Annotated in this window: 15 protein-coding genes, 1 tRNA gene and 1 pseudogene; 5 read left to right on the forward strand and 12 right to left on the reverse strand. The window is 66.9% G+C overall.

The features are described 5' to 3' along the window. Positions 1-111: 111 nt before the first annotated feature. Positions 112-2,640, forward strand: a complete 2,529-nt coding sequence (locus ACIP0B_RS15620; RefSeq protein ID WP_400833375.1) for a PepSY domain-containing protein — start codon at positions 112-114, stop codon at positions 2,638-2,640. Positions 2,641-2,753: 113 nt separating this feature from the next. Here ACIP0B_RS15620 and ACIP0B_RS15625 read toward each other — a convergent pair whose 3' ends face one another. From ACIP0B_RS15625 to ptsP, 4 genes are all read right to left on the reverse strand, one after another. Continuing rightward, positions 2,754-4,295: an alkaline phosphatase D family protein gene (locus ACIP0B_RS15625; protein ID WP_400833378.1), complete on the reverse strand. Its 1,542-nt coding sequence runs from the start codon at positions 4,293-4,295 to the stop codon at positions 2,754-2,756. A gap of 185 nt (positions 4,296-4,480) precedes the next feature. Then, complete coding sequence (locus ACIP0B_RS15630) at positions 4,481-6,226, reverse strand: PTS fructose-like transporter subunit IIB (protein ID WP_400833380.1); 1,746 nt, start codon at positions 6,224-6,226, stop codon at positions 4,481-4,483. Positions 6,227-6,237: 11 nt separating this feature from the next. Continuing rightward, positions 6,238-7,179: a 1-phosphofructokinase gene (gene pfkB / locus ACIP0B_RS15635; RefSeq protein ID WP_400833382.1), complete on the reverse strand. Its 942-nt coding sequence runs from the start codon at positions 7,177-7,179 to the stop codon at positions 6,238-6,240. Then, positions 7,180-10,041, reverse strand: a complete 2,862-nt coding sequence (gene ptsP, locus ACIP0B_RS15640; protein WP_400833384.1) for a phosphoenolpyruvate--protein phosphotransferase — start codon at positions 10,039-10,041, stop codon at positions 7,180-7,182. Positions 10,042-10,337: 296 nt separating this feature from the next. On the opposite strand from ptsP, the gene cra reads away from it, so the two are divergent. Continuing rightward, positions 10,338-11,333 (forward strand): catabolite repressor/activator, encoded by a 996-nt coding sequence (cra, locus tag ACIP0B_RS15645; RefSeq protein ID WP_400833387.1) that lies wholly within the window; start codon positions 10,338-10,340, stop codon positions 11,331-11,333. A 3-nt stretch (positions 11,334-11,336) separates the two neighbouring features. After that, positions 11,337-12,113, forward strand: a complete 777-nt coding sequence (locus ACIP0B_RS15650) for a TatD family hydrolase (RefSeq protein WP_400833390.1) — start codon at positions 11,337-11,339, stop codon at positions 12,111-12,113. A gap of 1 nt (position 12,114) precedes the next feature. On the opposite strand, the gene ACIP0B_RS15655 is transcribed toward ACIP0B_RS15650, so the two are convergent. The 6 genes and pseudogenes from ACIP0B_RS15655 to ACIP0B_RS15680 form a co-directional block, all read right to left on the reverse strand. Further along, a complete protein-coding gene (locus tag ACIP0B_RS15655; protein ID WP_400833393.1) occupies positions 12,115-12,504 on the reverse strand; it encodes a hypothetical protein in 390 nt (129 codons plus the stop codon). A gap of 179 nt (positions 12,505-12,683) precedes the next feature. Beyond that, the gene (locus ACIP0B_RS15660; RefSeq protein ID WP_400833417.1) at positions 12,684-13,613 is read right to left on the reverse strand and encodes a methyl-accepting chemotaxis protein; all 930 of its coding nucleotides are present in this window, start codon (positions 13,611-13,613) and stop codon (positions 12,684-12,686) included. Then, positions 13,590-14,681 (reverse strand): annotated as a pseudogene (locus ACIP0B_RS15665) (methyl-accepting chemotaxis protein); the annotation flags it as partial. The pseudogene ACIP0B_RS15665 and the gene ACIP0B_RS15660, both read right to left, overlap by 24 nt. A 244-nt stretch (positions 14,682-14,925) precedes the next feature. Further along, entirely contained in the window at positions 14,926-15,762 is an 837-nt protein-coding gene (gene ampE / locus ACIP0B_RS15670; protein WP_400833396.1) for a regulatory signaling modulator protein AmpE, read from the reverse strand. After that, complete coding sequence (gene ampD, locus ACIP0B_RS15675; protein WP_400833399.1) at positions 15,759-16,319, reverse strand: 1,6-anhydro-N-acetylmuramyl-L-alanine amidase AmpD; 561 nt, start codon at positions 16,317-16,319, stop codon at positions 15,759-15,761. Before ampD ends, ampE begins: the two co-directional genes overlap by 4 nt. A gap of 64 nt (positions 16,320-16,383) precedes the next feature. Then, on the reverse strand, positions 16,384-18,561 hold the full coding sequence (locus tag ACIP0B_RS15680) for a DUF1631 domain-containing protein (protein ID WP_400833402.1): 2,178 nt from the start codon (positions 18,559-18,561) through the stop codon (positions 16,384-16,386). A 313-nt stretch (positions 18,562-18,874) separates the two neighbouring features. On the opposite strand from ACIP0B_RS15680, the gene nadC reads away from it, so the two are divergent. Next, positions 18,875-19,723, forward strand: a complete 849-nt coding sequence (gene nadC, locus ACIP0B_RS15685) for a carboxylating nicotinate-nucleotide diphosphorylase (RefSeq protein WP_400833403.1) — start codon at positions 18,875-18,877, stop codon at positions 19,721-19,723. 51 nt (positions 19,724-19,774) lie between these two features. On the opposite strand, the gene ACIP0B_RS15690 is transcribed toward nadC, so the two are convergent. Continuing rightward, positions 19,775-20,071, reverse strand: coding sequence for a DUF6388 family protein (locus tag ACIP0B_RS15690; protein ID WP_400833406.1), 297 nt, complete (start codon positions 20,069-20,071; stop codon positions 19,775-19,777). Positions 20,072-20,348: 277 nt separating this feature from the next. Here ACIP0B_RS15690 and ACIP0B_RS15695 point away from each other — a divergent pair, with 277 nt between their 5' ends. Beyond that, a complete protein-coding gene (locus ACIP0B_RS15695) occupies positions 20,349-20,852 on the forward strand; it encodes a hypothetical protein (RefSeq protein ID WP_400833407.1) in 504 nt (167 codons plus the stop codon). An 8-nt stretch (positions 20,853-20,860) separates the two neighbouring features. Here the strand turns inward: ACIP0B_RS15695 and ACIP0B_RS15700 are convergent. Next, positions 20,861-20,936 (reverse strand) — tRNA-Thr (locus ACIP0B_RS15700). Positions 20,937-20,958: the final 22 nt, after the last annotated feature.

Genomic DNA, 20,958 nt, shown 5'->3' on the forward strand with positions numbered 1-20,958 from the left:
CCCCGTTCATTCGATTGAACGGGGCATTTGTGCGTAATCAAAGAACGCTTCTCCAAGCCCACGGCATAATGCGCGCCGTGATGAGACTTTCGAACGGACAAGGCGAGTGACGTGTTGAAGAAGACCCTGTTCCAGCTGCACTGGTTTTTTGGCATCAGCGCAGGCCTGGTGCTGGCCCTGATGGGCATCACCGGTGCGGCCTATTCCTTTCAGGACGAAATCCTGCGGGCGCTGAACCCCTCGGTGCTGCAGGTGGAAAAACAGGTGGCCGGCGTCCTTCCGCCCGCCGAACTGGTGGAGCGCATCGAGGGCGCGTCGGGCAAGAAGGTCTCGATGCTCTGGGTCGAGACCGACAGCGGCACCGCCGCCCGCGTGTACTTCACTCCGCCCAAGGGCGAGCGCCGCGGCGAAATGCGCTACTTCAACCCCTACACCGCCGAATTCATGGGCGATGCCGTCGGCCAGGACTTCTTCGGCCTGATGCTGCAGCTGCACCGCTTCCTGGCCATGGGCGACACCGGCCGCAACATCACCGGCGCCTGTACCCTGATCCTGGTGTTCTTCTGCCTGTCCGGCCTGTACCTGCGCTGGCCGCGCCAGTGGAACAGCTGGCGCGTGTGGCTGACCCTGGACTGGAACAAGAAGGGCCGCAGCTTCAACTGGGACCTGCACTCGGTGGCCGGCACCTGGTGCCTGCTGGTCTATCTGCTGCTGGCGCTGACCGGGCTGTCCTGGTCCTACGAGTGGTACAACAAAGGCCTGACCAAGCTGCTGTCGGACGCCCCGCAGAACGAGCGCGTGCGCGGCGGCCGCGGCCCGGCCCCGGAAGGCCCGGCGCCGACCGCCGACTACGCGGCGATGTGGAGCAGCATCTACAGCGCCGCCGGCCCTGGCCTCTCCGCCTACAACATCCGCATGCCGCCGGTGGCCGGCCAACCGGCCACCGTGTTCTACCTGCTGGAGAGCTCGCCCCATGAGCGCGCCCTCAACCAGATCACCCTCGACCCGGCCACCGGCATCGTCAAACGGGTCGACCGCTACGCGGACAAGAGCTTCAAGGCGCAGCTGCTGACCAGCATCTACGCCCTGCACGTGGGCAGCTATTTCGGCCTCGCCGGTCGGATCATCGTGACCGTCGCCGCTGTGCTCATGCCGCTGTTCTTCATCACCGGCTGGCTGCTGTACCTGGACCGCCGGCGCAAGAAAAAACAGGTCAGGGACGCCCGCCAAGGCATCGGGCAACCGACCGGCGACGCGCCGGCGTGGCTGATCGGCTTCGCCAGCCAGAGCGGATTCGCCGAACAGCTGGCCTGGCAGACCGCCGGCCAACTGCAGGCCGCCGGACTGCCGGTGAAGGTGCAGCCGCTGGCCGACGTCAGCGAACAGGATCTGCGCGAGTCGGGCAACGCCCTGTTCGTGGTCAGCACCTTCGGCGACGGCCAGGCGCCGGACAGCGCCCGCGCCTTCGAGCGCAAGGTGCTGGGCAACGCATCGGCCCTCGACCGCCTGAACTACGCCGTGCTCGGTCTCGGCGACCGCCAGTACGAGCACTTCTGCGGCTTCGCCCGACGCCTGCACCGGTGGCTGGGCGAGCACGGCGCCAAGACCCTGTTCGCGCCGGTGGAAGTCGACGGCGGCGACCCTTACGCCCTGCGCCACTGGCAGACGCAGCTGGGCCTGATCACCGGGCAGGCGCCGGTCGACACCTGGCGCGCCCCGGACTACGAGAACTGGACGCTGGCGCGCCGCGACCTGATGAACCCCGACAGCAGCGGCGCCCCCGTCTTCCTGCTGGGCCTGACGGCACCGGGCATCGGCAGTTGGCTGGCCGGCGACCTGGTCGAGGTGCTGCCGCGCAACTGCCCGTGGGCCATCGAGCACTTCCTCGACGGCCTCGGCATCCGCGGCGAAACCACCGTCACGGTCAACGGCCTCGAAGAACCGCTGGAGCGGGCCCTGGCCACCCGCCAGTTGCCCGAACACCGGGCGCACCTGCTGGGCCTGCACGCCCAGGCGCTGATCGACGCGACCGTGCCGCTGGCGATGCGCGAATACTCGATCGCCTCGATAGCCGCCGACGGCGTGCTGGAACTGATCGTGCGCCAGGAACAGCGCGCCGACGGCAGCCTGGGCATCGGCTCCGGCTGGCTGACCGAACACGCCCCGATCGGCACCGGCATCAGTCTGCGGGTACGGCGCAACAGCGGCTTCCACCTGCCGAACGCGCCGGTGCCGATGGTTCTGCTGGGCAACGGCACCGGGCTCGCCGGGCTGCGCAGCCTGCTCAAGGCCAGGATCGCCGATGGCCAACAGCGTCAGTGGCTGCTGTTCGGCGAGCGCAACCGCGAACACGACTTCCTCTGCCGCGCGGAGCTGGAGGAGTGGTTGGTCAACGGCGATCTGGCGCGGCTGGATCTGGCGTTCTCGCGGGATCAGGCCGAGAAGGTCTACGTGCAGGATCGCTTGCGCGAAGCCGCCGAGGAACTGAAAAAGTGGCTGGCGGACGGCGCCGTGATCTACATCTGCGGCAGCCTCAAGGGCATGGCCTCGGGCGTCGACGAGGCGCTCAACGACATCCTCGGCGCCGCCGAAGTCGAACGCCTGATCGAACAGGGCCGCTACCGCCGCGACGTCTACTGACACATCTCCACTGTGGGAGCCAGCCTGCCGGCGATGGCGCCGGGCCTGTCGACTCATCGTTGACTGACCCACCGCCATCGCCAGCAGGCTCGCGCCTACAGGTGCCGCAGGGGTCAGGCCGGCTGCAGCTTCTGCTCGAACACCGCCACCCCGTTCAGATCCCGCAGCATCACGCTCATCTCGCCGCTGCGTCCGTCGATGTTCACCTCACCGAAGAACTGGAAGCCGGCGAACGGCGAGGCGTTCTGCGTCGGCGGCGCCTTCTGGAACACCACCTCCGGACCGAAGGTCTTGTCCAGCGCATTGGGCCCGAAGCTGCCGGCGTTCAACGGTCCCGCGACAAACTCCCAGAACGGCTCGAAGTCCTGGAACGCGGCGCGGTCCGGGTGGTAGTGATGGGCCGCGCAGTAATGCACGTCCGCCGTCAGGAACACGAAGTTGCGCACCTGCTGCGCCCGCAGGAAACCCAGCAGTTCGGCGATTTCCAGCTCGCGGCCCTGGGCCTGACCGGGGTCGCCGTTGGCCACCGCCTCCCAGCGCGGCACGCCGGGACTGACTTCGCCGTCGGGCACGCCGAGGCCGATGGGCATGTCGGCGGCGATCACTTTCCACTGGGCCTTCGAACTCTTGAGCCCGCGCTTGAGCCAGTCCAGTTGCTCGCGCCCGAGGAACGGCTTGGCCGCGCCGAGGTTGTCGTCGTTGGCCCCGCGGTAGCTACGCATGTCGAGCACGAACACTTCCAGCATCGGCCCGTATTTCAGCCGGCGGTAGATCCGCCCGCCGCCGTCGGCGGCCTGCAGGCGCATCGGCGCGTATTCGAGCCAGGCACGGCGGGCGCGGCCCACCAACGTGTGGATGTCCTTTTCCTGGTAGCGCTCGTCGAGCTGCTTGCCCGGCGACCAGTTGTTCACCACTTCATGGTCGTCCCACTGCCAGATCTGCGGCACCTCGGCGTTGAACCGGCGGACGTTCTCGTCCATCAGGTTGTAGCGGTAGTTGCCGCGGTATTCGTCGAGGGTTTCGGCGACCTTGCTCTTGGCTTCGCTGGTGAGGTTGCGCCAGATGCGGCCGCCCTCGGTGGTCAGCTGCGCCGGCACCGGGCCGTCGGCGTAGATGGTGTCGCCGCTGTGGATGAAGAAGTCCGGCAGCCGCAGGCGCATGGCTTCGTAGATGCGCATGCCGCCGATGTCCGGGTTGATGCCGAAGCCTTGGCCGACCGTGTCGCCGCTCCAGACGAAACGGAGGTCGCGCCGGCCCGACGGTGCGCTGCGCAGGTGGCCCAGCCACGGTTCGCTGGCGACCCCGGTGCGGGCGTCTTCGAAGTGCACGCGATAGAAAATCGCCTGGTTGGCGGGCAGGCCGGTGAGCTCGACCCGGGCGGTGAAATCGGTGCCGGCGTCGGCCAGCGCCGAGACGACGCGGCGCGGATTGCCGAAGCGGCTGCGGGTGTCCCACTCCACCACCATCTTCGCCGGGCGGTCGGTGCGGCTCCAGATCATGGCGCGGTCGCCCAGCAGGTCGCCGGACTGCACGCCGTCGGTGAGTTTCGGCCGGTCCTTGACCGAGGCGATCACGGCCGGCGCCATCCCCGGCACCAGCAATCCGGCGCCGACAACCTGCATGACCCGTCGGCGACCGAGGTCGAATTCGCTCATGGTGTTCTCCCTGAAAAAAGGAAAACTAAAGCACGCCTTCATGACCCCGGAGTGACACCCGCCCAAGGCCAAGGCGTTTACCTGTGGCGAGGGAGCTTGCTCCCGCTGGGGCGCGCAGCGGCCCCCAAAAAAAGGGTCTGCTTCGCAGCCCAGCGGGAGCAAGCTCCCTCACCACAGGCCCGCGATCAGGCGACGCCGGGCTCCACTGCCAGCTCCACCGACTCCGGCCGCTTGACCACCGCATACGCCAACGCCGTCAGCAAACTCCCCGCGACAATCGCCAGCAGATACAGCAGCGCATGGTTGATCGCGTTCGGAATCGCCATCACGAACAACCCGCCATGGGGCGCCATCAGCTTGCAGCCGAAATACATCGACAACGCACCGGTCAACGCGCCGCCGGCGATGCTCGCCGGGATCACCCGCAGCGGATCCTTGGCGGCGAACGGGATCGCCCCCTCGGAGATAAAGCACAGCCCCAGCACCAGCGCCGCCTTGCCGGCCTCGCGCTCGGTCTGGGCGAACTTGCGCCGGGCGAGGAACGTCGCGATGCCGAGGCCGATCGGCGGCACCATGCCGGCGGCCATGGTCGCGGCCATCGGCGCGTAGCTCTGGGACGCCAGCAGCCCCACCGAAAACGCATACGCGGCCTTGTTGATCGGCCCGCCGAGGTCGACGCACATCATGCCGCCCAGCAGCACGCCGAGCAGGATCGCGTTGGTGGTGCCCATGCTGTCGAGAAAATGCGTGAGCGCAGCCAGCATGCCCGCCACCGGCTTGCCGACCACGTAGATCATCACCAGCCCGGTGAACAGGCTGGCGAACAACGGGATGATCAGGATCGGCTTCAACGCCTCAAGGCTTTGCGGCAAGGCCACATAGCGGCTGATCGCTTTGGCCGTGTAGCCGGCGATGAACCCGGCGACGATCCCGCCGATGAACCCGGCCCCGAGCGTGCTCGCCAGCAGGCCGCCGATCATCCCCGGCGCCAGGCCCGGACGGTCGGCAATGGAATAGGCGATGTAGCCGGCCAGCAACGGCACCATCAGCTTGAACGCGGTCTCGCCGCCGATCTGCATCAGCGCCGCCGCCAGGGTGCCCTCCTCCTTGAACGCGGTGATGCCGAACACGAACGACAGCGCGATCATCAGGCCGCCCGCCACCACCATCGGCAACATGAACGACACACCGGTCAGCAGGTGTTTGTAGACGCCGGTCTTCTCTTGTTTCGGCGCAGCCTTTGCGTCGCCCGCGGCACTCTCCGGCTTGCCCTCGGCCAAGGCTTTCTTGAGCGTGGCTTCGGACTGCTTGAGGGCGATGCCGGTGCCGCAGCGGTAGATCCGCTTGCCGGCGAAGCGCTCGGTGGCGACTTCGATGTCCGCCGCCAGCAGCACCACGTCCGCCTCGGCGATGGCCGCCGCGCTGAGCGGGTTGCGGGCGCCGACCGAGCCCTGGGTCTCGACCTGCAGCTCGTAGCCCAGGCGCTTGGCCGCCTGCTGCAAGGCTTCGGCGGCCATGAACGTGTGGGCGACGCCGGTCGGGCACGCCGTGACGGCCACCAGGCGCGGGGCGCCCGATGCCGCAGGCACGGCTTCGGCGTGACCGGCGGCATGATCGGCGACTTGCTCGGCGGCCTCGGCGGCCCCGCGTCGCAGCACCGCTTCGACATCCTGCAACGCCTGCGCCGGCGCGATCCGGAACACCCGCTTGCCGATGAACCGGGTCATGTCCACCGGCCCCGTGGCGACCAGCAGCACCCACTCGGCCGCCTCAAGGGTGGCGGCCGACATCCGGCGCTCCGGGTGCGCGGCATCCACCACCTCGACGCTGGTGCTCCAGCCCTGGCGCTGGGCCGCCGCCTCCAGCAGGCGGGCGCACAGCACACTGGTGACCATGCCGTTCGGGCAGGCCGTGACAATGGCTAACTTCATGACAAACCCTCTTATTGTTCTGTCAGGGGACGCACGCGCACGCCCTGTTCGAGCGGCGCCAGCCGCGCCGCATCGTGGATGCCGAAACCGATCTGGGTCACCGCCAACGCGGCGATCGCCGTGGCGGTGCGCAGGGTCTGCTCAGGCGTATCGGCGCTGAGCAGGCCGTGAAGCATGCCGGCCAGCAACGAGTCGCCCGCCCCCACCGTGCTGGCCACGCTGACCTTCGGCGGCGTGGCGTGCAGGGCCGCGCCGACCGCGAACCAGCTCACGCCTTCGGCCCCGTGGGAAATCACCACATGCTCGACGCCCTGGGCGTGCAGACGGCTGGCCGCCTGCGCCTGGGCCTCGTGGGACAGCACATCGCAACCCAGCGCATCGGCCAGCTCTTCGGCGTTGGGCTTGATCAGCCACGGGTTGGCCTTGAGCGCCGCGCGCAGCGCTTCGCCGCTGGTGTCCAGCGCGACCTTCAGGCCCAAACCGTTCAGGCGCTCGATCAGCTCGCGCAGCCACTGTGCGCTCACCCCGCGCGGCAGGCTGCCGGCCACCACCACCGCATCGTGGCCCGGCGCGATCTGCACCAGACGGTCGAGCAAGGCCTGCTGCGCCACGGCGCCGACCACCGGACCCGGCCCGTTGATGTCCGTGATGCGGCCGTCGTGCTCGGCCAGCTTGATGTTGCTGCGGGTCTCGCCCGGCACGCGGATGAACGCGTCGACGAACCCGCGCCGGGCGAACAGGTTCTCGAACGCCTGCAGGTTCTCTTCGCCGAGAAACCCGCTGACCGTCAGCTGATGCCCCAGGTCGGCCAGCACCTGGGCGACGTTCACCCCTTTGCCGGCGGCGTGGCTGTGCATCTCGTCGCTGCGGTTGACTTGACCGGCCTCAAGGCGCGGCAGGCGCACCGTCAGGTCCAGCGCCGGGTTGAGGGTCAAGGTAAGAATCCTGGCCATTTACAGAGCCTCCACTAATGCGCGCACATCCTGTGCGCTGCCCACGGCAAGCGCCTGCCGGGCAAGGGTTTGCGCCTGGGTCAGGGCAAGTTCGCGGATGCGCGCCTTGACCTCGGCAATGCTGCGGCCGGACACGCTCAGCTCATCCACGCCGAGGCCGACCAGCACCGGCACCGCCAGCGGATCGGCCGCCAGCTCGCCGCACACGCCGACCCATTTGCCGTGGGCATGGGCGGCGCGCACGGTGATGTCGATCAGGTGCAGCACCGCCGGGTGCAGGCCGTCGGCCTGGGCGGAAAGGGTCGGGTGGCCGCGGTCGATGGCCAGGGTGTACTGGGTCAGGTCGTTGGTGCCGACGCTGAAGAAGTCCACCTCCCGGGCCAGCACCGGCGCCAGCAGCGCGGCGGACGGCACTTCGATCATGATCCCCAGTTGCAGGTCGGCCACCGGGATTTCCCGGCGCAGACGCTCGGTCATGTCCCGGGCCTGGCGCCATTCCTCGACGCTGCCGACCATGGGGAACATGATCCGCAGCGGACGGTCGTCGGCCGAACGCAGCAAGGCGCGCAACTGCGCTTCCATGATCTGCGGCCGCTGCAGGGTCAGGCGGATGCCGCGCACGCCGAGGAACGGGTTCTCCTCCTTGGCGATCGGCCAATAGGGCAACGGCTTGTCGCCGCCCACGTCCAGGGTGCGCACCACCAGCGGACGCCCGGCGAGGCCGTCGAGGACGCGGCGGTATTCGGCTTCTTGGGTGGCCTCGTCCGGCGCTTGCGGGTGGGCCATGAAAATCAGTTCGGTGCGCAGCAGGCCGACGCCTTCGGCGCCCTGTTCCACCGCGCTGACGACGCCGGCGCTTTCGCCGATGTTGGCGAACACCTCCACCCGGTGACCGTCGGTGGTGAGCGCCGCTTGATGGCGCTGTTCGGCGGCGGCCTTCAGGCGTTGCTCGCGGGTGTCGCGCTCTTCGGCGGCCCGTTGCAGGGTCGCGGCGTCGGCGTCCACGTGCAGGCGGCCACGCTGCCCGTCGAGCAGCAGCGGCGTGCCCGGCGCCAGCAGCAGCACCGCCGCGCCGGCGCCGACCAGCGCCGGAATGCCCAGCGCCCGGGCCACGATGGCGCTGTGGGCGGTGGCCCCGCCGCGGGCGGTGAGGATCCCCGCCACCCGCGCCGGATCGAGCCGCGCCACATCGGACGGGCCGACTTCATCCATCACCAGGATGTACGGTTGCGCCGGTTCGCTCGCGGCCTGCACGCCGCACAGTTGCGCCAGCACCCGCCGGCCGATGTCGCGCAGGTCGGCGGCGCGTTCGGCGAGCAAGGCGTCCTGCAGCGACTCCTGCTGCCTGGCCGCCGCTTCGATCACCGTCATCCACGCCGCTTCGGCGCTTTCGCCCTGCTTGAGGCGGGTGTCGACTTCGTCGGTGAGCTCCGGGTCGTCGAGCATTTCCAGGTGGGTGATGAAAATCTCGCGGATGGCCTTGGCCTGGCTGCGCTCGATCAAGCCCTGGATGTCGCGGCGCACCTCGCTCAGCGCTTGCCGGAGGCGCTCGCGCTCGACGGCGGCGGACTCGCCGCGCAGCGGATAGTCGATGGCTTGCTGAACCTGAATGTGCGCCGGCCCCATGGCGATGCCGGGGGCGGCGGCAATGGCTTGCAGCAGGCTGCCGGAGGCCGGCGCGACAACCACCTCGGCCACCTCGGCGAGCGCCTCCTGCGCAGGGGAGACCGCCGGCAGCGGCTCGACCTCTTCGCCCAATCCTTCTTCGATGGCCGCCAGCAGCGCCGGCAAGGCATCGGCAGCGATGGCCGGTTCGGCGATCAGCTCCAGCACTTGCCCGCGACGGGCGCCGAGGCTGAGCAGCTTGCTCAGGCTCTTCACCGACACGGCGCTGTCCTGACCGTCGACGAGGCGGATGCGGATCTCGCCCTCAAAACTTTTCGCCAGTTGCGCCAGCACCTTCGCCGGCCGCGCATGCAGGCCGTGGGCGTTGGCCAGGGCGATGCGCGCGCTCGGCCAGTCGGCCGGCAGCTCGCCGCCCAGCACCTCCAGGACTTTGCGGCTGCTGGTGGCGCGGCCCAGTTCATGGCCGCGCCCCTCGATCAGCAGCGCGCACAGGCGTTCGAGCAGCGCCTGGTGGGCCTCGCCCAGGCTGGCCAGGCAGAACAGCCCGTTGAGGGGCTGACCGAGGTAGCGCATCGGCTTGTCCGGGGTGACGAACGACAGGCCCGGACGCTTCACGGTCTGCTCGCTGTGCAGCCACCACAGGCCGTCGCCCAGCGGCAGCGCTTCGACCTGCTGCAGCACGCCGGCGAAACCGTTGCTCACGCAATCGGCCTGACGCAGCAGCCGGGCGCCACGCCAGACCAGCTCTTCGAAATCGTCGGCGGACACGCTAAGGCCGATCATCTGCGCATCCAGCGCCAACTCCTGGGGCGCGCCTTGCAGCAGCTTCAGCAACGCCTCGGGCGAGCCGGCGCGGCGCAGCGCCTGGCCCAGGTCGGTCTCGCCCAGGGCGCGGGTCAACAGTTGCAGCAGGCGCAGGTGCTCGTCGGACTTGGCCGCGATGGCGATGGCCAGATAGACGGTCTGGCCGTCGCCCCAATCCACGCCGTCGGGGAACTGCATCAGCCGCACGCCGGTGGCGAACACCTGGTCGCGGGTTTCCGGGGTGCCGTGGGGGATGGCGATGCCTTGCCCGAGAAAGGTCGAGCCCTGGGCCTCCCGTGCCTGGAGACCGGCCAGGTAGCCGTCGGCCACCAGTCCGTCGGCCACCAGGCGATCAGCCAGCAGTTGCAGGGCGGCGGACTTATCCACAGCCGACCGGCCCATGGAAATCTGCTCTACAGTGAGCTCGAGCATGCGTTCTCCTTTTTGGCATCGGGAGGTGCCAGGTATTGTTGTGGATAGTTTCAGCTTAGCGCCTGCACTTTTCAGGGGCAGTTTTGGCGGATTCGCGGCAGCACCGGCCAAAGGCGACTAAAGTGCAGAAAATACGCCTGCTGAAACGTTTAATCTAGATTGATCGGCACGTTACTCGATAATGTCCCATCCTTGAAGGCCAACCGTCGGCTGCGCTGCGACAATGGTCGCCTCCCCGAATCGGTTAGGATTGGCGAAAATGTCGGGGCACGCTGGAAAAAACAAGGAAATCCCGGGTGAAACTCAGTGATATCGCGCGGCTGGCCGGAGTGTCCGTGACCACCGCCAGCTACGTCATCAACGGCAAGGCCGAACAGCAACGCATCAGCAACGCCACCGTCGAGCGGGTGCGGGCGGTGGTCGATCAGCACGGCTTTACCCCCAATCCCCAGGCGGCCGGGCTGCGCAGCCGGCACACCCGCACCTTGGGCTTCATCCTGCCGGACCTGGAAAACCCCAGTTACGCGCGGATCGCCAAGCTGCTGGAACAAGGCGCCCGGGCCCGCGGCTACCAATTGCTGATCGCCAGCTCCGACGATGCGCCGGACAGCGAACGGCAACTGCTGCAACTGTTCCGCGCCCGCCGCTGCGATGCGCTGATCGTCGCCAGTTGCCTGCCGGCCGGCGACGACAGCTATCGCCAGCTTCAGGCCAAGGGCCTGCCGATCATCGCCATCGACCGGGTGATGGATCCTGCGCATTTCTGCTCGGTGATCAGCGACGACCGCGAGGCGAGCCTGCACCTGACCCAGAGCCTGCTCGACCCGCAGCCCAAGCAGATCGTCCTGCTCGGCGCCCGTCCCGAACTGAGCATCAGCCAGGAGCGGGCCGCCGGGTTCAGACAGGCGTTGGCCGGGTTCAAGGGCGACGTCCTCATCGAGCACGCCGAATCGTTCAGCCGCGACTGCGGCAAGCAACTGATGGAAGAACTCCTGCAACGGCTGGGGCATTTGCCGGACGCACTGGTGACCACCTCCTACGTGCTGCTGCAGGGCGTGTTCGATGCGCTGCACGACTTCCCGCTCAAGAACCGCCCGCTGCGCCTGGGCACCTTCGGCGACACGCAACTGCTGGACTTCCTGCCGCTGCCGGTCAACGCCATGGCCCAGCAGCACCAGCTGATCGCCGACAAGGCCCTGGCCCTGGCGCTGGCCGCCGTCGAGCAGTCGGAGTACGAGCCTGGCGTGCAGGCCATCGCCCGCACCTTCAAGCAGCGCATCCGCCGGGACTGAACCGTGGAGCTGATCGACAGCCACACCCATCTGGACTTTCCCGACTTCGACGCCGACCGTGCGGCGTTGATGGCCGAGAGCCGCGCCTTGGGGGTGCGGCGGATGGTGGTGCTGGGGGTTCATGAAGACAACTGGCAACGGGTGTGGGACCTGGTGCAGGGCGACGCCGACCTGTACGCGGCGTTCGGCCTGCATCCGGTGTATCTCGACCAACACCGTCCGCAGGACGTGCAGGCGCTCGGCGACTGGCTGACCCGGCTGCGCGGCCATCGGCAATTGTGCGCGGTGGGCGAGATCGGCCTGGACTACTTCATCGAAACCCTCGACCGCGAGCGCCAGCAGGCGCTGTTCGAGGCTCAGCTGCAACTGGCGGCGGACTTCGGGCTGCCTGCGCTGATCCACGTGCGGCGCAGCCATGCGGCGGTGATCGCCACGCTCAAGCGGTTCAGGCTCAAGCGCGCCGGCATCATCCACGCCTTCGCCGGCAGCCGCGAAGAGGCGCGGGAGTACATCAAGCTGGGATTCAGGCTGGGCCTGGGCGGCGCACCGACCTGGCCCCAGGCGCTGCGCCTGCACCGGGTGCTGGCGGATCTGCCGCTCGATTCGGTGGTGCTGGAGACCGACTCGCCGGACATGGCCCCCGCCATGTTCCCCGGCGTGCGCAACACCCCGGTGCATCTGCCGGCGATCTGCGTGGCGCTGGCCGCCCTGATGGCCGTCAGCCCCGAACGGCTGGCCGCCGCCAGCACGGCCAACGCCTGCGAGGTGTTCGGCTGGTAGATCAGTCGCCGTGGGCCTTGGCGGCGTCGAGGATCAGCGTCAAGCGTTGGCGGTGACGGAAGTAGCGCGTGACCGCGAAGTACACGAACACCGTGATCAACGAGGCGTTCAACTGTTCGGTGACGCTGAGCAGCCCCACCCACTCCATCACCAAGGCCACCAGCAAGGCGGTGCACACCGTCACCCGCGCGCTGGCGCGCAGCAGCCCCAGCGAATCGAGGGACTTGAAGCGTTTGATCTGCTGCGGGCAACGCAGCTCCAGCCGTTGTTCGCAATGGGGGCAGGTGAAGGCTTCATTGATCGAAAGGGCGTTGAGTTGCCAGGACTTCAGCACCAGGGTGGTCTGACAATGGGCGCAACGGCCCTGGACTCCCAAGGTTGCAACGGACATTAACGGGCTCCTCCAAGCGGTCAAGTCGAGTGATCTTGATTGATTGAAGACGAAAAAACAGAGCGCGGAGAAAAACAGGATTTGGCTTACAAATGTAAGCAAAAAAGTACTACAAAAAATTCCACAACCTCACCTGCGGGAGCGGACCTGCGCCCGCAGGGACCGGATCAAACCCGTCGTCAGACCCGGAACGCGTTGATCAACTGCTTGAGCTCCACCACCTGCGCCGACAAGGCCCGGCTGGCATCCTCGGTCTGGTGCGCGCCTTGCGCCGTGCGTTCGCCGGCGCGGTTGATCTCGACGATGTTCCGGTCGATGTCATGGGCCACGGCGGTCTGCTGTTCCACGGCGGCGGCGATCTGCTGGTTCTGGTCGACGATCATGCCGACCGCGCCGAGGATGTTCTCCAGCGCTTGCTGTACTTTTTCCGACTGCCCTACGGTGCCGTTGGCCATCTGGTGGCTGACGCCCATGGCCTTCACCGCCGCGCCCACGCCGCCGTGGAGCCTGGCGATCATCTGCTCGATTTCCTCGGTCGACTGCTGGGTGCGCTTGGCCAGGGTCCGCACCTCGTCCGCCACCACCGCAAAGCCCCGCCCCTGCTCGCCCGCCCGCGCCGCTTCGATGGCGGCGTTGAGCGCCAGCAGGTTGGTCTGCTCGGCGATGCTCTTGATCACTTCCAGTACGCTGCTGATCGACTGGCTGTCGCTGGCCAACTGATTGATCACCAGCACCGACTGATCGATCTCGCTGGCCAGCGCCGCGATGCTGCCCTGCTGGGACTCCACCAGACCGCGCCCGCTGACGGTTTCGTCGTTCACGCTGTGGGCGCTGCTGACCGCCGCCGCGGCGCTGCGGGCCACTTCCTGGGAGGTGGCCGACATCTGGTTCATGGCCGTCGCCACCTGCTCGATCTGGGTACGCTGCCCGGCCACCGCCTGGTTGCTCTGGGCCGACACGCTCTGCACTTGCCCGGCCTGGCGCTCGACTTCGCTGACGGTCTGCCCGACCCGTTCGATCAGGTCGTGGATCTTCTTCACGGTGCCGTTGAACACCTCGCCCAGCTCGCCCAACTCATCCTGGCTGTTGGCGCGGAAATTCACCGTCATGTCGCCGGCCGCCACTTTGTCCATCATGGCGCCCAGACGCTTGAGGGTGGTGCGGGTCGAGGCGTAGAAACCGCCGTAGAGGTAGAAGATCAGCACGAACACCACCGCCAGCGCCACCGCTTGCAGCACCATGTGCGTGCGGTTCTGCGCCAGGCGTTGCTGCAACTGGCTGTCGAGGAATTTCAGGGTGGCGTCGTTGAGCTGGTAAGTGCGCTCCATCAGCTCGGTGACTTGATCGTAGAACGCCTGCCACGGCGCATCGAGGGTGTCGGCCATCACCACCTGCTCTTCGAACAGCTCGCTGGCCTGCTTGAGCGACGCCTTGCTGGCGTCCGCCGGCGCGCTGAGGAACTCATGCGCGGCCTTGCTCGAACCGAGGGCGTCCTGCAGTTTCAGGCCGTACTCGGCCTGCAGCTTTTCGATCTGCGCCAGCAACTCGTCGAAGCGGGTGCTGGATGAACTGTTGAGAAAGCCTTGGCCCAACGAGTACGAGCCCATGGCCCGGCCTTCGCCGAGGGTCTGGGTGACGGCCGGGGTGATGGCGGTGACCAGTTCGCTGAGCTGGCGCATGTCGCTCTGGCCGTCGCGGCTCAGGCCGGCCTGGCTTGCGATGATCTGGCTGAAGATCTGCGCGCTGCCCAGCAGCTTGCCGATCAGCGCGCTTTTGCTTTGCAGGGAGTTTTCCGCTTGCTGGGCCTTGAACGCAGCGATCATTTCGTCGCGCTTGGCCTCGAACACCTTGATCTGCTCCGGATCGTCGGTCATCGCCGTCAACCCTTGCAGACGCGCCAGCACGCTCTGTTCAAGGGTCGTGATGCTCGCCTCGACGTTGCCGGCCTTGCCGGACTGGCCGAGGGTCACGTTGATCTGCACCAGGTTGTTGAGGGTCTCCAGATCCCGGCGCAGGCTCAGGCTGCTGCCCAGCAGGTCGAGGCTTTGCAGCTCCACACGGGTGCCCTGGAACTCGCGGTACGAATCGCGCACCAGATAGAAGTTGGTCACCAGCATCGGCACCAGGAACAGGACGCTGATCAGGCTGAACTTCATGCCGAAGCTCAGGCGGTTCATCAGCGAGACGGCGGGATAGAGCAAGCTCTTCACTGGAAGTCTCCCTTGGTTTGTTCTTGTTTTTATTGGCAGGCGCGAGGCGACAGCAGATGGCCACTATCGAGCGCCATCTCTGTATAGCTCAAATCGGAGGGAGGTTTTGTAACTTAAGGTTAACGGGCGTGGCGAGGGCGCTTGCTCCCGCTGGACTGCGCAGCAGGCCCATCGCGGGCGGGAGCAAGCTCCCTCGCCACAGGGAATCCGGTCAGCGCACCAGGACGGTCCACAAGGCAAACCCGGCATACCACAGCACGGCGGCGCGCAGCAGCAGCTCCCACAGGCAGTCGAGGGTGTTGATGCCTTCCGGGCCGGTCACCGGCGGCGGGATCTCCCCGGCCGCCAGGCCTGCCTTGTCGATCAGGCGGGCGGCGCTGATGTTCCAGTTCAGCAGCTCGTGCAGCATCACCCGGCTGACCGCGACAAAGTTGCCCACCAGGGCCAGGCTCGCCGCCAGCAGGCGCACCGGCACCCAGTCGAACGCGTGCCGCAGCTGCGCCGCCCGCTCGGCCACCGCCGGGTTCGCGGCGTTGTCCTCGGCCAGCGCCAGCAACCGGTAGCTCAGGGCCGCCACCGGGCCGAGCAGGAAGTACCAGAAGATCACCGCAAAGAAACTCTGGTAGGCCTGCCACAGCAGATGCCCCTGCACCCGCGCCAGCAACTGCTCGCCACGGTCGGCGCAGATGCCCAGGTCCCGCTTGGCCACATGGGCCGCCGCTTGCAGGTCTTCCCGGCGCCAGGCGTCGCGGAACGGCCCCAGGCCGCCGAGCAGGTCGTTGCGCCCCAGACTGTAGATCACCACCAGCAGATGCACCGGCAGGGCCAGCAGGCCGTAGGCCACCGGCTCCAGCACCACCAGCAGCAGCCCGAGCAGCGCCACCGGCAGCAGCACCAGCACCGTCAGCACCAGCCAGGGGCGCTTGCCCAAACCGCCGCTTTCGAGCTTGTGCAGTTCGCGGATCCATCCGCCGTCGCGTTGAACCCGATGGCGCAGGGCCGAGAACTTCTCGATCCAGACCGCCAACAGCAACACCAGAAAACTCATTGTCCTTCCTCTTGTGCCAGGGCCGCCCGGTAGCGTGCCCAGTCGAATGCCGGCCCCGGGTCGGTCTTGCGGCCGGGGGCGATGTCGCTGTGCCCGCAGATGCGTTGTCCGGTGATGGCCGGAAACCTCGCCTGCAACTGCCGGGTCAGCGCGGTCAACGCCTGATACTGCGCGTCGGTGAACGGTAGATCATCGGTGCCTTCAAGCTCGATGCCCACGGAAAAATCGTTGCAGGTCTCACGCCCCTCGAAACTGGAGACGCCGGCATGCCAGGCGCGCTCAAGACAGGAGACAAACTGAGTGACCTTGCCGTCACGCTCGATCAGAAAGTGCGCAGACACCCGCAGGTCGGCGATACCCGCAAAGTAGGGATGTTCGGTGACATCCAGACGGTTCTGGAAAAATTCCTGCACCTTGCCGGTGGCGAACTGCGCCGGCGGCAGGCTGATGTTGTGGATCACCAGCAGGGAGACTTCACCCGCCGGGCGTTCATTGAAGTTGGGCGACGGACAGACCTGCACCCCGTGACACCACCCGCTTGCGGGATCCAACTGCATACCGATTCCTTCAACGCCGACTGTGTTGGCGCCCAGTATGCCGTGATCCGCGTCCCGGACGCGATCACTTGGCGCGGTTGAGCCGCCGCAGATTGCCGAGCACCGACTCCAGCGCCCGATCGAACAGCAAGGTGTCGTCCAGCCTCCACGCCGCGCCGCGCCGCAACTCCAGGGCCAGCCCGGTGCGGTCGCGCTCCAGCACCTTCATGCCGGTGCGGTCGACGAACACGTATTTGCCGGTGGTCTCGTTGATGGCGGCGAGCTTGCAGCGCAGCGTGTGCTCTTCGTCTTCCTGAAACACCACCCAACTGCCCAGCCGCAACTGCTCGACCTGAAGCAGGCCGGCATCGTCCCGGGGCAGGCGCACGGGCAAAGCCTCCTCGGCCGTGCGCAGGACAATCCTGCGCGACACCTCGACCGTGGCAGGCGCCTCGGCCGGCACGGACTCATCGGCGCGCTCGAACAGGCGCACGTGCAACGCCTCCAGCTCGCTGAAGAATTCGCCGGTGGCGAACGGATCGAACGCCGAACTGTTCAGGCCGTCGCGCAATGCCTTGAGCAGGCCCGGCACCAGCGCCAGCAAGCGCGGGCCGGACTCGGGATCGTCGTGGCGCTGCACGCTCCAGATCAACTGCTCCATGGTCTGCACATCCGCCTGCCATTCCGCGCTCAGGTCGCCATGCTTCAGGCACGTCAGCAGCAGCACCTTGCTCCAGGCGTCCTCAACGAACGCCACCACGACAGACGGCAGGCGCTTGCCCGGCAGGGCCTGGTTCAGCGCCTGCTCGACGCGCCGGCGGGCCAGCTCGGTCTTGGCCCGCCCCTCTTCGGCATCGCGCAGGCGCTGCTCAAGCAATTCGCTGCGGCGGCGCTCGTCGCCGGTGAAGGCGAGAAAATCGGCCAGCAACTCGGAAAAGATCGCCGGATCGTCATTGAAATCGGTCAGCAAACGCTGCACCACCTGCTCGATGCGCAGGTACAGGCTGTCCCGCGCATGGCCGTCGCACTCGCCCCAGCCCATGGCGGCATCCGCGATTTCGTTGAGCAGGCGCCGTGCCGGGTGACTGCTGCGGCTGAAGAAACTCTTGTCGAGCACCGCGACCTTGAGCATCGGAATCTGCAGCCGGGCGATCAACGCCTTGAGCGAGTCCGGCAGGTTGCGGTCGTCGAGGATGCACTCGAACAGCATGGCGATCAGGTTGATCACGTCCTCGTCGGCGCCGCCGACGATGCGTGACTTGCCGCTCCTGACGCTGACCTGGGTCAGCAATTGCTCGAGCTGGTTGCGCAGGTCGAAATCGTCCAGCGCCGCCAGCGCCGGCACGTACTGCTGCAGATGCGAGAGCAGGCGCAGCAGGTCGCGGGTGGAGATCGGCTGGACCGCCGAGCTGGGCTCCAGGATCGGCGCCACGCTGCCGCGCAGGTGCGACAGCAGCGCCTGCAAGGCCGTGAAGACTTCCTGCACGCCGTCCTCCAGGGGCGGCGGATCGCTTTGCTCAGGCTCGCTGTGCGCACTGGCCAGGGCCCGGTCGATGGCCCGGCGGGCGGGCGCGGGCTTCAGGTCAGGCAACACACCGGTGGCGGCCAGCAACTGATTCGCTTCGGCGTAGAGCTGATCGGTGTCGGCCAGGACATAGCGCTCGAACAGCTTGAGCAGGATCAGCTTGACCTTGATCTCCACCCCCAGATTGCGGCCGGCCAGCAGAAAGTATTCGCACAGCATCGCCGGGCCCAAGGGGTTGTACCGATCGTCCTGGGTCTTGCCGAGCAGCGCATTGAGCCGCGCCGTCAACTGATCGAGGGCGAATCCGTCGCGGTTCAGCACCCGGCCGACCATGGTTTCGATCGCGACACTGCGCTCCCGGTCGTCGGTGCGGTCCGCCCCGTCCTCCGGCATCGGTGCGCACGGCAAGGCGCTGTGCGCGGGATCGTACTGGGTCAGGCCGATGAAGGCCTCGCAGAGATGCTCGAGAAAGCCGCGTTCGATGTTCTTGCGCTTGAGGCGCAGGTCGCGCATGGCTTCGAAAAACAGATTCTGCTCGACGTCGCTGCGCGCCCGGTCGGCCATCTCGAACAGGGTGTCGTCGGCATTGTCGAACAGCGCCTGCAGGCCGTGGCGCAGTTGCTGGGCCGCCTTGTCGCGGACCTGAAGCAGAATCACAGGCAGGCGGGCGAGCGGCGAAGGGCTCGCCTGATCGGTAGCGGCCTTGTGCAAGGGCACTACATTCCCGTCGTTGTGCATCCAAGCCTCCTGGAACGGTGATTCTTCAAGTGCGCAGGCGTTCGGGCCCCCTTTGGGAAAGGGCTGTCGACCGGACTTCAAGACAGACGTCAAAGACATGACGTCAAATGCAAGGCGGATTATCTTGCAAAAAATGTCCCGGACGCCAGAGCCCTCAGGGATTCCCCTAGGCCGGCGCTCCCTTCCAAAGACCGCAGCCGATCGGGGATTGCTCAAGGAAATCGACCGGCTGCGGGCAAGTCCCTGCTCGACCGCCTTGGGTTGGCCCCTGCCATGCCCCTATAATCGGGCCACTTTGTCTGTGGAGCCCGTTATGCCGAATCTACGTCTCGCCGATTTGACCGCCGAAATCGAAGCCAACGTCCGCCGTGCGTTGCGCGAAGACATCGGCAGCGGCGACATCACCGCGCAGCTGATCCCGGCCGAACGCCTGGCCAAAGCCACCATCATCACCCGCGACGCCGCCGTGGTCTGCGGCACCGCCTGGGTCGATGCCGTGTTCCGCCAGCTCGATCCTCGGGTGGCGGTGCACTGGCAGGTGCGCGACGGCGACCGGGTCAGCCCGAACCAACCGCTGTTCCACCTGGAAGGCCCGGCCCGTTCGCTGCTGACCGGCGAACGCAGCGCACTGAACTTCCTGCAGATGCTGTCCGGCGTCGCGACCCGCGCCCGACAGCTGGCGGACTTCGTCGCCGAGACCGGGGTGAAGCTGCTCGACACCCGCAAGACCCTGCCGGGCCTGCGCCTGGCGCAGAAATACGCGGTGACCTGCGGCGGCTGCCACAACCACCGCATCGGCCTGTACGACGCGTTCCTGATCAAGGAAAACCACATCGCCGCCAGCGGCGGCATTCCCCAGGCCATTGCCGCCGCGCACAAGATCGCGCCGGGCAAGCCGGTGGAGGTCGAAGTGGAAAGCCTGGATGAACTGAAGGAAGCGCTGGACGCCGGCGCCGACATCATCATGCTTGATGAGCTGAGCCTTGACGACATGCGCGAAGCCGTGCGCCTCAACGGCGGCAAGGCGAAGCTGGAGGCCAGCGGCGGCATCAACGAAAGCACGCTGCTGCCGATCGCCCGCACCGGGGTGGACTACATCTCCATCGGCGCCATGACCAAGGATGTGAAGGCGGTGGACCTGTCGATGCGCCTGAGCCTCTGAGGCCGCCGCGCAACGAAAAACGCCAGCTCCGTCGGGGCTGGCGTTTTTGTTTCAATCGTCGATTTCGTTGAGCTCAAGATAGTCCTGCAGCTCCATGCCCAGGGCCTCGGCCACCTCCTGGTGCACTTCCAGGCGCATGGCCTTGAGCTCCTGCGGCGACTCGGCCACCAGCTCCAGCACCAGTTCCCAGGGCTCCAGCCCACGGGACTCGGCTTCGTCCTCGAACGCCCACTGCGCCTGCTGCTTCTGCTCGGCGGCGTCCAGGGCGCTGATTTCTTCCTGAAGGGAAGGCGTGGCGGCCAGGTACTTTTCCAGCGCTACATCGATTCGTTGTTCTTTAGGGATCATGGCGTTCTCGCTGATCATGGGAATGGGAGATGGATCTGGATCTTCTAGGATCTCTCTGCCGCGGTTTGTCCGGCCTTCAGAACCATTCGGGATCATCTGAACACTGCAGGGCGATGCTTGTGCTGGCGCCGAATATAGGATGTTTGGATGACGAATGACACGGGTCTTTACATCTCTCGCACAAAAAGCTGACCGGGGGAACATAAATCCGGATTCCGAGTCATAGCGATGTGCCATATCGGCACACCTCTCCGCTGTCCACAAGGAACCCCCAGTGATGCGCAGCCTTTCGAAAACCCCGTCCATCGTGTCCGCCACCGCAATGACCGCCCTGCTCGCCGCCCTGGCCCTGCCAGGAGCCGCCATGGCGATTGAACTGAGCGACAGCGGCCCTTCCTACGGCGACAAGGTGTCTCTCGTCCACAACGACTTCGGCAAGGACGTCATTGTCCGAAGCGACATGAGCATCGATGAACTGAGGAAACTGCGAGACACCGTCAACGAGCAATCCCGACAGATCGAAGAGCTCAAGCGCAGCAACGGCTCCAGCTCAAGCGCCAGCAACCGGGAAATCGACGACCTGAAGAAGACGGTCAAGGAGCAGGACCGGGATCTGGATTCCCTGCGGCGCCAGGTGGAGGACCTCAAGCGCAGCAGCGGTTCCACCTCAAGCTCCAGCTCCAGCGAGCTGTCGAGCCTCAAGCAGAAGCTCAGCGATCAGGACCGCGCGGTGGATCAGCTCAAGCGCACGGTCGAGGAGCTGAGCCGCAAGGTGAAATAAGGGAGAGATGGTGCCCGAGACAGGAATCGAACCTGCGACCTTCGCGTTACGAGTGCGCTGCTCTACCGGCTGAGCTACACGGGCGGTGGGCTAAACCTAGCATCCG

The organism is Pseudomonas sp. NPDC089534, from assembly GCF_044749305.1.
GTDB lineage: Bacteria > Pseudomonadota > Gammaproteobacteria > Pseudomonadales > Pseudomonadaceae > Aquipseudomonas > Aquipseudomonas ekonensis.

Excerpts from the sequence above, each read along its gene's own strand:
- ACIP0B_RS15690 (WP_400833406.1), bottom strand. The coding sequence starts at position 20,071 with ATGATCCCTAAAGAACAACGAATCGATGTAGCGCTGGAAAAGTACCTG.
- pfkB (WP_400833382.1), bottom strand. The coding sequence starts at position 7,179 with ATGGCCAGGATTCTTACCTTGACCCTCAACCCGGCGCTGGACCTGACG.
- ACIP0B_RS15680 (WP_400833402.1), bottom strand. The coding sequence starts at position 18,561 with ATGCACAACGACGGGAATGTAGTGCCCTTGCACAAGGCCGCTACCGAT.
- ACIP0B_RS15695 (WP_400833407.1), top strand. The coding sequence starts at position 20,349 with ATGCGCAGCCTTTCGAAAACCCCGTCCATCGTGTCCGCCACCGCAATG.
- ACIP0B_RS15630 (WP_400833380.1), bottom strand. The coding sequence starts at position 6,226 with ATGAAGTTAGCCATTGTCACGGCCTGCCCGAACGGCATGGTCACCAGT.
- ACIP0B_RS15625 (WP_400833378.1), bottom strand. The coding sequence starts at position 4,295 with ATGAGCGAATTCGACCTCGGTCGCCGACGGGTCATGCAGGTTGTCGGC.
- ampD (WP_400833399.1), bottom strand. The coding sequence starts at position 16,319 with ATGCAGTTGGATCCCGCAAGCGGGTGGTGTCACGGGGTGCAGGTCTGT.
- ampE (WP_400833396.1), bottom strand. The coding sequence starts at position 15,762 with ATGAGTTTTCTGGTGTTGCTGTTGGCGGTCTGGATCGAGAAGTTCTCG.
- nadC (WP_400833403.1), top strand. The coding sequence starts at position 18,875 with ATGCCGAATCTACGTCTCGCCGATTTGACCGCCGAAATCGAAGCCAAC.
- ACIP0B_RS15660 (WP_400833417.1), bottom strand. The coding sequence starts at position 13,613 with ATGACGGTGAATTTCCGCGCCAACAGCCAGGATGAGTTGGGCGAGCTG.
- ptsP (WP_400833384.1), bottom strand. The coding sequence starts at position 10,041 with ATGCTCGAGCTCACTGTAGAGCAGATTTCCATGGGCCGGTCGGCTGTG.
- ACIP0B_RS15655 (WP_400833393.1), bottom strand. The coding sequence starts at position 12,504 with ATGTCCGTTGCAACCTTGGGAGTCCAGGGCCGTTGCGCCCATTGTCAG.